Genomic DNA, 12,280 nt, shown 5'->3' with positions numbered 1-12,280 from the left:
GATCACACGGGTTGGAATTCGCGCTAAAACCGATCTTTCGCCGCCCGTAACCGGCCAAATTCCTCAGCATTGCGCGCCCGCAAAAACGGGTTGGTCGCCAATTCGTCGCCCAGCCGCACCGGCAGCGTCGCCGCGCCGCGCGCGCGCAACGCCTCAATTTCTGCCGCCCGCGCGCGCAATGAAGCGTTCTCCGGCTCAACCGACAGGGCAAACCCAACATTACCTTTGGTATATTCATGCCCGCACAGCAGCAGCGTGTCCGCCGGCAACGCGGCAATGCGCTGCAAACTCGCATAAAACTGCACCGGCGTGCCCTCAAACATCCGCCCGCAACCCAGGCTGAACAGCGTATCGCCCACGGCGGCAATCCGCTCGCCGATCACATAGGTCACATGGCCCACCGTATGGCCCGAACTCTCGATCATCCGGATTTGCGCGCCGCCAAACGCCAGCGACTCGCCCGGTCGCATCGCCACATCCAAAACCGGCAGCCGCGCCGCATCCGCCTGGTGCCCGACCAGCTTGGCGCCATACCGCGCCGCCAGCGCCACCGCCCCGGCGATATGATCGTCATGGTGATGGGTCAGCAACACCAAATCCAACCGCCCGCCTAGCGCCTCAATCACCGCCTCGGCGGGTGCTGCCTCCGCCGGATCGATGATCGCCACCACCCCGCTCGCCACCTCGCGCAGCAGCCACGCATAATTATCGCTCAGCATCGGAATCCGCGTCACCGCAATCCCATCCACCATCATTGTCGCATCATCGCTCATGCCATCCTCCATTTTGTGATACGCTTCTGCCATGAGCCCAGATGGCCCCGATTTCCATGATTTCTACCGCAGCCCGCTCGGTGCCATCACCGCCAGCCTGCTGCGCGCCCAACTCCGCCAAATCTGGCCCCATCTCACCGGCCAAACCCTGCTCGGCCTCGGCCATACCGATCCATATCTCAATCTCTGGCACCCCAGCGCCGCACGCAGCCTGACCATCCTGCCGGTGCTGCCCACCACCCCGCGCCCAATCTTGGGTTCCGTGCGCTGCATCGCCGATGCCGAAACCCTGCCGCTGGCCGATCTCAGTATCGACCGCATCCTGCTGATCCACGGGCTCGAGCACGCCGAATCCGCCCGCCGCCTGCTGCGCGAACTCTGGCGCGTCCTGCGCCATGATGGCCGCATGATCGTGGTGGTGCCCAACCGCGTCTCGCCCTGGGCCTATCTCCAGCGCACCCCCTTCGGCAGCGGCCAGCCTTACACCGCCGCCCAATTGGGCCGCCTGCTCGCGAGCATGATGTTTCAGGTCGAAACCCGCCGCTCGGCCTTATTCATCCCGCCGCTGCATAACCGCCCGCGCGTGCGCAACGCCGCCTCGATCGAGCGGCTCGGCCAGCGTTTTGCGCCGCAAGCGGGCGGCGCCATCCTGATCGAAGCAACGAAAGATCTCGCCGCCCCGATCGGCCCGGTCGCCGCCCAGCCGGTCAGCCGGCGCGCATCCGCGCCAATTGTTGATGCATCGCGGTGAGCAACGCCGAAACCTGCCCGCCATGGTCATCGATCACACTGGCATAATCCGACCGCTCGGTGACCCGCAGCGAGGTTCCCTCAACCACAACGTCAACAATCTTCAACTGCCCGCCAATTGTCTGCACCACCCATTGCACATGCGCGGGTGACTGCCCCGGTCGGCTAATCACCGTGGACACCATCTCGCCCTCCGGCCCCGCCGATGACCCCAGCACCTTGAAGGTCAGGCCCTGATAGGCGCGGATCTGCGTGGTGATGTTATAGGAAAGCAATTGGTGGAATAATTTCTGATACTCAGTAACCTGCGCCGGCGTCGCCACCCGCACGAACCGCCCTAGCACGAACCGGCCAATCTTGCCCACCGCAACAATCTGGTTGACTAAATCGCGCAATTTCTCGGCCTTCTCAGCCTTGCTGCCCGGCCCGTTGACAATCGCCACCAGCGCCTCACCGGACGTCTTGATGAACGCCGCCGCCGCCGGGCCGGACGCCCCAGCCGCCTGCGCGACGCCGGGCGTCCAAGCCGCGAGCGCGCCCAGCATCGGCATCACCGCAAAACCACCCAACAAAACCCGTCGTGAACGCATCATACTCAAGACCCTTTCTGATATTTCTGATCAACCGCCCGCTGCATCGCCGCGCGCTGCGCGGGCGGATACCAAGCCGGGACGGTCGGCACATCGTGGCGATCAATGGACTTCAACTCTGCGGCACGATGTTGGCGATAAAGACTCCGAAATGTGGCATAGGGATCAAGCGCCGTTGCCTTGATATTGCTCAGCGTCCCCAACAAACTGGCCCGCTCATTCACCACATTCAACGTGTCTGACGAATAATTAAACACCGATAAGCCGGTGGAAGGCGGCGCCGCCGCTGCCGGCGTCAACACAAAATCAGCCGGGATTTGCGTCGCATCGCGCACGCCCGAGGGGCCAAACAGCGGCAAATACAAATAAGGCCCCGGCGGCACGCCATAGCCCGCCAGCGTCAACCCGACATCCGTATGCACATGATGATAGCCCAAGCTGCCCGCCGGATCGAAAATCCCGCCAATCCCCACGGTTGAATTGAGCACAAAGCGCATCAGCGCCGTGCCCGCATCGCGCGGCTTGCCCGCCGCCATGAAATTCACCAACTCACCTGGCTCATTCAAATTGCGCATGAAATCCGTCACATGCGCGCGCATCCCCACCGTCGTCACCGCCTGATAGCCCTGCGCCACCGGCTTTAACGCATAGGCATCCAACACATTATTGAACCGGTATGACGCCTGGTTGAACGGTTTTAGCGGATCATTCTGCTGCTGATAGGCCCGGTAGGCCGCGACGTTGCTGCGCGGTGGTGGCGTTGCGCACCCGGCCAGCACCCCGGCTAGCCCCAGCCCCGCCATCAGCGCCACAACCGACCCTCTAAAACCCATGTCCCGATCCTTTCTGAACCGCCAAAATCTCTGCCCGCTGCATCGCCCGGCGCACCCGCGCCGGATACCAGGCCGGCACCGTCGCCACATCGCGCCGGTCAATCCGCCGCAATTCCGCCGCCCGCCGTTGCCGGTATAGGCTGCGAAACGCCGCGTAAGGGTCAAGCGAGGTCCGCTTGATCCGGCTAATCGTCCCGTGCAATGCCGCCCGCTGATTAGCAGAAGACACCGCAATCGTCCCATAGCCAAAAGCCCGCCCCGCCGCACCGCGCGGCAACACCGGCAACGGCGAAACCAGCCCGCCCGCCACCATCGCCGTCGCGTCACGCAAATCCGATGGCCCTGACAACGGAATAAACAAATACGGCCCCTCCGGCACGCCATAATTGGCCAAAACCAACCCAAAATCCGTATAAACCCGCCGATACCCCCAATCGCGCGCCGGATCAAAAATCCCGCCCAGCCCCACCGTGCTATTCACCGCAAACCGCACCAGCATCGTCCCCGCATCGCGCGGCTTGCCCGCGGCCATGAACTCAATCACCTCGCGCGGCGCCGCCAAATTGCGGGTAAAATCCTGCAAATGCGCCCGCAACCACGGTGGCGTGACATGGATATAGGTAACCGTCACTGGCTTCACAACATGATGATCCAGGCTGTTGCTGACCCGATACATAAACCGATTGGTCGGCTGCAGCGGATCATTCGCCCGCTCGAACGATTGATACGCCACCCGATCCGCCTTCGGCGGCGGCGTCGCACAGCCCGCCAAACCCATCGCCACCACGAGCAAACACGCCCATTGCCCCATCCGCGCCATGCCAGCCCCTTTGCCGCATCGCCCCATGCGCCATAGCACGAGGTCTACCCGCAAAAGATGTAGGAATGGTTTACAAACCCGCAATCAGCCGGGCGAACCGCCCGTCTCGCTCGTCCGCCCCCCGGCAATCTGCCGATGCACCCGCCGATGAATACGCCGGATCGCCAGCGCCACCAGCACCACAATCACCGGCACGCTCGCCCCCTCCACCAACGCCGGATTGACCAGCGCCCCCGCTGATACCGCCCCTTGCGCCAAATCACCCACCAAAGCCGCAATATAATAACTGATCGCCGCCACCGATAAACCTTCCACCGTGGTCTGCAACCGCAACTGCAAATCCGCCCGCCGATTCATCGATTCCAACACCGCCATTTCCTGACGCTCGCGCGTCATCGCCACCCGCGTCGATAATAACGCCGTCGCCCGCGCCACCCGCGTGGACAACGCATCCTGGCGCGCCGCCGCCGCCTCACAGGTCTGCATCGCCGGCGCTAACCGCAACTCGGTAAAATCATGAAATGTCTGAATCGCCGGCAGCCGCTCCTCGCGCAACTCGCCAATCCGCCGGCGCACCAGCGCATAATAAGCCCGCGCCGCACTAAACCGATATTGCGCTTGCGATTCCAAACTCTCAATCTGCGCCGCCAACGCCGTCAACCGCTCCAACAAACGCGGCTCATCCGCCGTCTCCACATGCACCAACGCCGCCGTGATCTCGGCCAATTCCTGCTCATGCTCACTCAACAGCACGGTCAGCCGCCGCGCGATCGGCAGGGTCAGTTGCGCTAACAACCGATAGCTATCAATCTCCACCAAGCGCTGCACCGCCCGCCCCGCCTGGCGCGGTCGCAAGCCGCGATCCAAAATCAACACCCGATTGAACCCATCGGCCCGAATTCGAAAATCCATCACCGCCACCGCCGCCCGCCCGGCAATATTCGCGCCCACTAACGGGTTCCCGGCAAACCACCGCTCAGCAATCTGCTCGAAATTCGGCTCATCATCGCCCCGTGGCAGCAACGCCACATGCGAGGCCACCAAAACCTGCCCCACCATCGCCGCCCGCCACGCAGCCGGCACCCGCAAAATCGGCGGATCGGCAAACGGATCATCGGCATCCCCCACCCCGGCCACAATGAATTTATAGCGCACAAACTCCGAATGCAGCTCCCATTTCAACCGAAACCGCCCCAAATCCACACTGAAATGATTTTGCTCCGGCCCCGGCCCCGCCACCCCAAACGACGCCAGCAACGTCGCCAAATGCGCCCGCTGCGCCGCCCGCAACGACGCCTCCGAATACAACGCCAAATACGAAATCCGCACCGGCGCCACCAAAGATTCCGGCGGCCGCGCATGCGCCTCATCATTCAACACCAACCGCAACGGATGATCAGCCGCCCGCTCCATACTCACCCCACTCCCCCGCCCAATCGCTCCTTGTCAATGATTTTGCTCTACCAAGCAACAATAATCCTTCTTTTTGCGCCGCCCATCCCCGCGCCAACATGCCACCGTTCATCCACGCCTCGATCAATTAATCTGATAACACCAAATAACCTCAAGTTGAAACTTTACCATAGCTGCACTTCCAGGTAGGGTACTGTCCATGGCTGGAGGAAAACCCGCAGCACGAATGAGCGATATGCACATTTGCCCAGCCAGCGACGGGCCAGTGCCGCATGTTGGTGGGGCGATTATCCTCGGGTCTCCAAATGTTTTGATCGGTGGGTTACCCGCTGCCCGAATGACAGATACGGCAACGTGCGTCGGACCACCGGCAACGATAACAAAGGGATCATCTGGGGTATTTATCAACGGCCTGCCAGCCGCGCGCATGGGCGACCAAACTTCCCACGGCGGAGCGATTATTCTGGGGAATCCTACGGTTCTAATCGGAGAGACCGGCGGGGGAAGCGGAAGCGCAGGGGCACTTGCGGTTACCCAGGCATCGGATACGACCACGTCCCAACAACCACCACTAACCCGCGAACAGGTCTTCCGTCGCCTGCAGGACCACACCACCAGCGCCGCCCGGAAAATCGACCGCGGACCAGACAAAGATGTTTACAGCCAGAGGCAATTGAACGCAATCAAGAAAGATCCAGACGCGCGAGCGAGATTTCGTGGCAGCCAAATCGATAAAGAAACTCGAAATAGCGTAAAGAAAGATGATAATCTTAAAGATCGTGTTACGGGAAAGTCCAATAAAGGCCCAGATTTTATCGACAAAGATACTGGCGATCAGTATGACATGACCACCCAGGGTCAGCTCCAGGCTCATCAGCAAAAATACGGTGACGATCTCATACACCTTGATACCAGCGGCAAAGCAATTGATCCTCAGCCGCCCATGCCACCGCCCAAAATCAACTCCGCTTCGCCACAAGGACCACCCGATACCCCGATCATCCCTGAAGATCCCGAACTCCCGATTTTCGACATACCGTGAGCGCCATGACCGAAACCGAGTTTACCGCAGCAAGGCCACCCAAACGCTACACCGCCCTGCAATTCAACGCTTGGCGTGCGCGCTGGGCGAGCATTGACCCCGAAGACGCGCTCAAAGCGCCACCCTTCGGCAAAACCGAAGACGGATTATTAGACTTTCGTGGATTCCGTCTCTGCCGCCCCGAAGCACGCCGTAAAGCCATCTTGAATCGCACCCTGCTGAGAGGCTGCGACTTCACGGCAGCCATTCTAGCTGAAACAATATCCGAGCATGCCGTCATTGAAAATTGCATCTTTGATTATACCGACATGAACGAATTCGGCGACTATGGAAGCAATTTTACCAATTGCCGCTTTTTTCGGTGCGAATGGCAGGCTGGAGCAATCGGCTATGATACGAACAAAAGCCAACGCGGCGAATACCAGTCACGCTATATGAATTGCCATTTCGAGAACGTAAAGTTGACCAAAACAAGTATCGGTGATCCGCATTTTTTCGGCTGTTCTTTCATCTTCAAAAAGCTTAGCGGTATCGATTTCGGATGTAGTTTCTTTGTCAATTGCCGCTTTGAAGGTGCATTCCAAGACCTCACATTTCGCGGCAAATACCATGACGAACACGACACCGCCCGCAAAGGCGACCCGCAATTTGTCGGCTTCCTTGATGTCAGCTTCGAGAAGGCCGCCTTGCAATGGTTTACCCTGCGTGATGGTTTTCCAGTCCGATCTACCAAGATGCCAAACGATGGCAGCGCTTTCATCGCTGATTTACGAAAACTATGCCAAGACCAGCACGCACTTGCGAACCGACTGCCCGATCAACGATCCAGAGCCGTCATGGCAGATTACCTCGACATCGAATGCGGCGTCGCCGAACGCCAACCACTCGGAATCGTCTCCCGATATGACCTCTTTGAAAGTTTTGACAAAGGCGAGGAAGCCCTGATTCCCCCAGCCTACGATCTCCTCAAGCAAAGTTACGCAGTCACCCTATAGGCAAAAAAACGAAAAGACCGCACGCGCCAAGTTCTCCCACCCCCCCCGCACTAACACCCACCCCCACCTTGCCACACCGCCCGCCGCCCCTTACCCTCGCGCCATGACCCAGCCCACCGCCGATGAAAAAGCCGCCATCAAACGCAACTGCACCCGCTTTCTCTCCTTCGAAAAACCCCGCAGCGCTGGCGATTGGCTGAGCAATCTCGCCGCCTCCCCGGCACTCGATCTCGCCCTCGATTCGTACAGTACCGGCCCCGCCATCGAACAGCTCGAACAAAAAGTCGCAGCCCTACTCGGCAAAGAAGCCGCCCTCTGGTTCCCCAAAGGCATCATCGCCCAGCAAGCCGCCCTGCTCGTCCACGCCCAAACCACCGGGCGGCGCACCATTGCGCTCCACCCCAAATCCCACCTCGCCCTCGATGAAGCCAACGCCATCGAACGCTTGGCCGGCCTCACCGCCATCCGCACCGGCAAAGATCACCAGCATTTTGCACCGTCCGACCTCGATCAAATCGCCGAACCCCTCGCCGCCATCACCCTCGAATTGCCACTCCGCCGCGCAGGCTTCCTCGCCCCAAGCTGGGACGAACTCAACGCCATCGCCGCCTGGGCGCGCGACCACCAAACCCCCTTCCACCTCGATGGCGCCCGCCTCTGGGAAACCCAACCCTGGTACAACCAACCCCTCACCACCATCGCAGCCCTGGCGGACAGCCTCTACGTCTCCCTCTATAAAGGCCTCGGCGGCATGAGCGGCAGCGTCCTCGCCGGCCCCGCCCCCTTCATCGCCGCCGCCAAAATCTGGCGCCTGCGCTTCGGCGGCGACCTGCCCCTCGCCTTCCCCTTCATCATCAGCGCGCTCGATGGCCTCACCAACACCCTGCCCCTAATGCCCCGCTACCACCAACACGCAACCACCCTCGCCGCCGCCATCCACGCCACACCAGGCCTCAGCACCTTCCCCCACCCACCCCACTGCAACTCATTCCAAGTCCACTTCCAAGCCTCCCCCGCCGCCCTACAGCAAGCCGCCCTCACAATCGCCCGCCAACACCAAACCTGGCTGTTCGGCTGGTTCGAACAAACCGCCAGCCCCACCACCGCCTACGGCGAAATCACCGTCGGCCCCGCCACCCTCGATTGGCCCATCCCCGATAGTCTCGAAGCCCTCATCGCGCTCCAAACCACCGCCCAATCTTTTGCTCCCTGATTTTCTCTCCTTTCGCTCCCACCAATCTCACCGACCACCAAAACCGACCCTTCGAGCACAATTTCGCTTGACACCAACACCCAACGAACCAACACTCTCTTGCAGAGGAATTGACCGAATGAGCCATCCCGCCCCCCAGATCGATGCCGAACGTGAGGCCGAACGCCGCCTCCTTGAAGCTTCTGTCGCTGAAGCCCGGTCAGATCCCCGCCCAAGCGTGCCGCACGATCAGGTGCGTGCCGATATGTTACGCGAAATTGAACGCCTGAATCGGAAAATTGCCGGGCACTGAGCGGGTGAAAGTCGAATGGCGACCGAACGCCTTGGCAGACCGAGATGCGATTATCCGCTACCTCGAACCCCTCAATCCCCACGCCGCGGCAAATCTTCTGCGCGCCCTGGTCCTGGCTGGCGACAGTCTGGCATTGTTTCCGCAGCGTGGCCGCCCTGGCTTGGCGATGGCCACGCGGGAATTGGTTGCGACCTGGCCATACATAATCGTCTACGAAATCGATCCTGCAGACAACATCGTGCGCATCCTTCGGCTCTGGCACGGCGTCCAAGAGCGTGAAGGCTCCATTTGACCAGTCCCCGCCGCCCTGTGACGACCGGCTCGCCCTGCTCCCGAGCACTGGACTATGGCGTGACATCGCCGAGACTGGCCAAACACTGTCACAGTGGATGATTCTGCAGCAATGACGTCAATTTTGATGGAATGGGGGATGGCTGGCATTGCCGCCCTGCGAGAGCAAGTTTCGGCGCTGGTCATTATTGACGTTCTGTCCTTCTCGACGGCTGTCGATGTGGCAGTATCGCAAGGCGCAATTATCTTCCCGTTCCCCTATGGTGACCCAAACGCGGCACAAATTGCTGCCGCCCACTTGGGAGCAACGCTGGCGCAACCGCGAGAAGCCGCTGGCGGTCAGTTAAGCTTATCGCCCGCCAGCCTGCGATCAATCCAAACCGGCACCAAGCTGATGCTGCCGTCCCCCAACGGGTCGCGCCTATCCATGGGCTGCGGCGGCAAGCCGGTAATCGCTGGTTGCCTGCGCAACGCCGCTGCTGTCGCTCAAGCCGCGCTCAAGATGGCTGGCGACGGACGGATCGGCGTGATCCCGGCAGGAGAACGCTGGCCAGACGACAGCTTGCGTCCAGCCATTGAGGATCTTCTGGGCGCCGGTGCCATCATTCATCATCTCACAGGCCTCTGCTCGCCCGAAGCCCACATCGCCCGTGATGCCTTTCGCTCAGCAGGAAATGACCTAGCCCGTTTAATCCGCGAGTCGGTATCAGGACGCGAATTGATCGATCGAGGCTTTGCCAGCGATGTCGATATCGCGTTGGACGTCGAAGCCAGCCGATGCACGCCGACCTTAATCGACGGGGCTTATCGTAACGTCTGAACGAGGAATGAATATCCGCCCCCCGCTCAGGCATAATGCCCCAATGGACCCAACCCTTCGAGCCGCCACCAACAAGGACATCGCCACCGTCGAGACCATCGTTCGATCAGCCTACGCCCGCTACGTGTCCCGGATCGGACGAGAACCAAGCCCAATGCGCGATGATTACCAGAAACTAACCCGAAATGGTCAGGTCCATGTCATCGAACATAATGGCATTGTGCAGGGCATTATCGTGTTGATCCCACAAAAAGATGCAATGCTATTGGACAACGTCGCGGTTTCCCCGGAAGCGCAAGGTCTCGGCCTGGGTCGCAAACTATTCAAATTCGCCGAAACGGTCGCTATTCAGCAAGGCTATCGCACCATCAAACTCTATACAAACGTGGCGATGACCGAGAATATCGAACGCTACACCCGGCTCGGCTACGCCGAAACACATCGGGTCGAGGAAAATGGGCTGCGGCGGGTCTATATGTCAAAGCCGATTGGCTAAGGGATTGCCCACCCCCACCATCCGCGCCGCCCTCATCTCCCTCCAAACTACCACCCAATTTTTCGCTCCCCCCAAACATCGACCGCCAAAACCAATCCCCCAATTACAATTTCTCTTGACATCATCCCCCGCGGACCGAACACTCGCGCCGAGGACCGATCCAAATGACCCCCCCCCAAACCACGCCCCCAAACCTCACCCCACATCGCAACAATCAACGAGAACACACGCATGAACTCGACTGAAACCGGTGAGAAAACGCAAAAACCAACAATCTCCGGCGGATGCCAATGCGGTGCCGTGCGATACGTCATTAACGGCCTGCCCCGCCGCCATTCGCTATGCTGCTGTGCCGACTGCCGCCGCTCCGCCGGCGCGCCCATCGTCGGCTGGGCCGTGGTCAAAGCCGAAACCCTGACCGTCACCGGTAACCTCGCAACATTCAATTCATCCGGCGACGTAGAACGCTCATTCTGCCCACGCTGCGGCACCGGCCTCTTCTACCGCAGCGAAACACTCTTCCCAGGCAGCGTCGATGTGCAGTCCAGCACATTCGACGACCCCAACATCCTCCCACCCACCGAAATCATCCAAGTAGCCGAAGCACCCTCCTGGATCGCAACCATCGGAACACTGCCACAACACCAGCGATTCCCAGAACCGCCATAACAGATTTTTGCTCCACCGCCCCGCCCCCGAGCACTAGACGATGCGGCAATTTCCCCATGACTGACACGGCGTTTCCGTAATGAATGATTCTGCGGCCTGGTCCGCGCAAATCGATGGCACCCCTGCACAAGAGCGAGACTCCCTTGTGTTCTCGGCACGGTCTCTTTAGTATTTTTCTCTGCAAGTGCGAAATAAACTTGAAAGAAAGGATGTTATCATGAAAGCCTACATCGCTGAAATGGTCGGAACCTTTGTGCTGGTTCTGGGTGGCGTCGGTAGTGCGGTGCTGGCCGGAAACCATATCGGGTTCCTCGGCGTGGCGTTAGCGTTTGGCCTATCGCTGCTTGTCATGGTGTATACGATCGGGCCGATTTCTGGCTGCCACATCAACCCAGCCGTCACCTTTGGGTTGTTCCTGGTCGGCAAATTTCCCGCCGCGAAGATTCCTGGTTACTGGGCAGCGCAGATCATCGGCGCCATCATGGCGTCGGCGTTGCTGTTCCTAATCGCCAGCGGTCAGCCACATTTCAGTGCGGTAACCAGCGGCTTCGGCAGCAACGGCTATGGCGCGCGTTCACCAGGTCACTTCTCCATGGCGGCGGCGCTTCTAACCGAGATCGTGATGACGGCATTTTTGGTTCTCACCGTTCTCGGGTCAACCGATGTCCGCGCTCCAGTTGGCTTCGCCGGTCTGGCCATCGGGCTAGTCCTCACGGTGATCCACTTAGTCTCGATTCCGGTCGATAACACGTCGGTCAACCCGGCGCGCAGCATCGGCCCCGCGTTGTTCGCCGGCGCCGGCGCGATCGATCAACTCTGGCTGTTCATCGTTGCCCCCCTGGTTGGGGCGGCTCTGGCGGCCGGTATTTATGCAGTCATCAGGGTAAACGAGCCGCTGATCACCACAAAGATCGCCGAACAGTCGCTACCCTCGGAACAGTCGCAACGCCGAGTTCCATGACGCGGAACGTCACTTAACCTCGTAGGGTGGGGTGCGCTTGAGCACCCCACCATCTCAACACCACCCCGCCCGCATCAACAAATCGCGCCAACAACGCCATCGCATTTTCCCCTTTCGCACCCACCCCCGCCTATGCCATGTTAGCGAAATGGAGCAGGTCACTAACCCCCTCGCACAGAGTCTCGCCGACCGCTTCACCGCGATCGCGCACATGCTCCGCAAAACCCTCGGCGCCCCCGACTACGCCCTCTTTAATCTAGCCCTCAAATGTTGGGGTGGACGGCCCTACGGCATCGGATGTGCCAAGATGGGGTCGGACTAC

15 protein-coding genes are annotated in these 12,280 nt (G+C 60.3%); 10 read left to right on the top strand and 5 right to left on the bottom strand.

Going from position 1 to position 12,280, the window contains the following annotated elements; genetic code table 11:
- Positions 1 to 23 precede the first annotated feature (23 nt).
- Positions 24 to 773 carry a hydroxyacylglutathione hydrolase gene (gloB, locus tag ACYUCQ_RS14275; RefSeq protein ID WP_460255226.1) on the bottom strand — a complete coding sequence of 250 codons (750 nt, stop codon included), beginning with the start codon at positions 771 to 773 and terminating at the stop codon, positions 24 to 26.
- Positions 774 to 804: 31 nt separating this feature from the next.
- Here gloB and ACYUCQ_RS14270 point away from each other — a divergent pair, with 31 nt between their 5' ends.
- Complete coding sequence (locus tag ACYUCQ_RS14270; RefSeq protein ID WP_460255225.1) at positions 805 to 1,524, top strand: class I SAM-dependent methyltransferase; 720 nt, start codon at positions 805 to 807, stop codon at positions 1,522 to 1,524.
- On the opposite strand, the gene ACYUCQ_RS14265 is transcribed toward ACYUCQ_RS14270, so the two are convergent.
- The 4 genes from ACYUCQ_RS14265 to ACYUCQ_RS14250 all read right to left on the bottom strand — a co-directional run bounded on the left by ACYUCQ_RS14265 (position 1,481) and on the right by ACYUCQ_RS14250 (position 5,179).
- Complete coding sequence (locus ACYUCQ_RS14265) at positions 1,481 to 2,116, bottom strand: MlaC/ttg2D family ABC transporter substrate-binding protein (protein ID WP_460255224.1); 636 nt, start codon at positions 2,114 to 2,116, stop codon at positions 1,481 to 1,483. The genes ACYUCQ_RS14270 and ACYUCQ_RS14265 overlap by 44 nt on opposite strands.
- 2 nt (positions 2,117 to 2,118) lie before the next feature.
- Positions 2,119 to 2,946, bottom strand: a complete 828-nt coding sequence (locus ACYUCQ_RS14260) for an MlaA family lipoprotein (RefSeq protein WP_460255223.1) — start codon at positions 2,944 to 2,946, stop codon at positions 2,119 to 2,121.
- Positions 2,936 to 3,766: an MlaA family lipoprotein gene (locus ACYUCQ_RS14255; RefSeq protein ID WP_460255222.1), complete on the bottom strand. Its 831-nt coding sequence runs from the start codon at positions 3,764 to 3,766 to the stop codon at positions 2,936 to 2,938. Before ACYUCQ_RS14255 ends, ACYUCQ_RS14260 begins: the two co-directional genes overlap by 11 nt.
- An 84-nt stretch (positions 3,767 to 3,850) precedes the next feature.
- Entirely contained in the window at positions 3,851 to 5,179 is a 1,329-nt protein-coding gene (locus tag ACYUCQ_RS14250; RefSeq protein WP_460255221.1) for a DUF3422 family protein, read from the bottom strand.
- A gap of 199 nt (positions 5,180 to 5,378) precedes the next feature.
- On the opposite strand from ACYUCQ_RS14250, the gene ACYUCQ_RS14245 reads away from it, so the two are divergent.
- The 9 genes from ACYUCQ_RS14245 to aqpZ all read left to right on the top strand — a co-directional run bounded on the left by ACYUCQ_RS14245 (position 5,379) and on the right by aqpZ (position 11,958).
- Positions 5,379 to 6,221, top strand: coding sequence for a PAAR domain-containing protein (locus ACYUCQ_RS14245; RefSeq protein ID WP_460255220.1), 843 nt, complete (start codon positions 5,379 to 5,381; stop codon positions 6,219 to 6,221).
- Between the two features lie 5 nt (positions 6,222 to 6,226).
- Positions 6,227 to 7,216, top strand: a complete 990-nt coding sequence (locus tag ACYUCQ_RS14240; RefSeq protein ID WP_460255219.1) for a pentapeptide repeat-containing protein — start codon at positions 6,227 to 6,229, stop codon at positions 7,214 to 7,216.
- Between the two features lie 103 nt (positions 7,217 to 7,319).
- Positions 7,320 to 8,429: a threonine aldolase family protein gene (locus tag ACYUCQ_RS14235; RefSeq protein ID WP_460255218.1), complete on the top strand. Its 1,110-nt coding sequence runs from the start codon at positions 7,320 to 7,322 to the stop codon at positions 8,427 to 8,429.
- A gap of 118 nt (positions 8,430 to 8,547) precedes the next feature.
- Positions 8,548 to 8,721 carry a hypothetical protein gene (locus ACYUCQ_RS14230; RefSeq protein WP_460255217.1) on the top strand — a complete coding sequence of 58 codons (174 nt, stop codon included), beginning with the start codon at positions 8,548 to 8,550 and terminating at the stop codon, positions 8,719 to 8,721.
- A 4-nt stretch (positions 8,722 to 8,725) separates the two neighbouring features.
- Positions 8,726 to 9,013, top strand: coding sequence for a type II toxin-antitoxin system RelE/ParE family toxin (locus ACYUCQ_RS14225; RefSeq protein ID WP_460255216.1), 288 nt, complete (start codon positions 8,726 to 8,728; stop codon positions 9,011 to 9,013).
- A 93-nt stretch (positions 9,014 to 9,106) separates the two neighbouring features.
- Positions 9,107 to 9,832, top strand: coding sequence for a 2-phosphosulfolactate phosphatase (locus tag ACYUCQ_RS14220; RefSeq protein WP_460255215.1), 726 nt, complete (start codon positions 9,107 to 9,109; stop codon positions 9,830 to 9,832).
- Positions 9,833 to 9,875: 43 nt separating this feature from the next.
- On the top strand, positions 9,876 to 10,328 hold the full coding sequence (locus tag ACYUCQ_RS14215; protein WP_460255214.1) for a GNAT family N-acetyltransferase: 453 nt from the start codon (positions 9,876 to 9,878) through the stop codon (positions 10,326 to 10,328).
- Positions 10,329 to 10,559: 231 nt separating this feature from the next.
- Positions 10,560 to 10,997: a GFA family protein gene (locus ACYUCQ_RS14210; RefSeq protein ID WP_460255213.1), complete on the top strand. Its 438-nt coding sequence runs from the start codon at positions 10,560 to 10,562 to the stop codon at positions 10,995 to 10,997.
- Positions 10,998 to 11,214: 217 nt separating this feature from the next.
- The gene (gene aqpZ, locus ACYUCQ_RS14205) at positions 11,215 to 11,958 is read left to right on the top strand and encodes an aquaporin Z (RefSeq protein WP_460255212.1); all 744 of its coding nucleotides are present in this window, start codon (positions 11,215 to 11,217) and stop codon (positions 11,956 to 11,958) included.
- Positions 11,959 to 12,280: the final 322 nt, after the last annotated feature.

It is taken from the genome of Acidiphilium sp. MT5 (genome assembly GCF_054767495.1).
The sequence above is the reverse complement of the archived record's forward strand: the minus strand, read 5'-3'. Positions and strand labels throughout refer to the sequence as shown.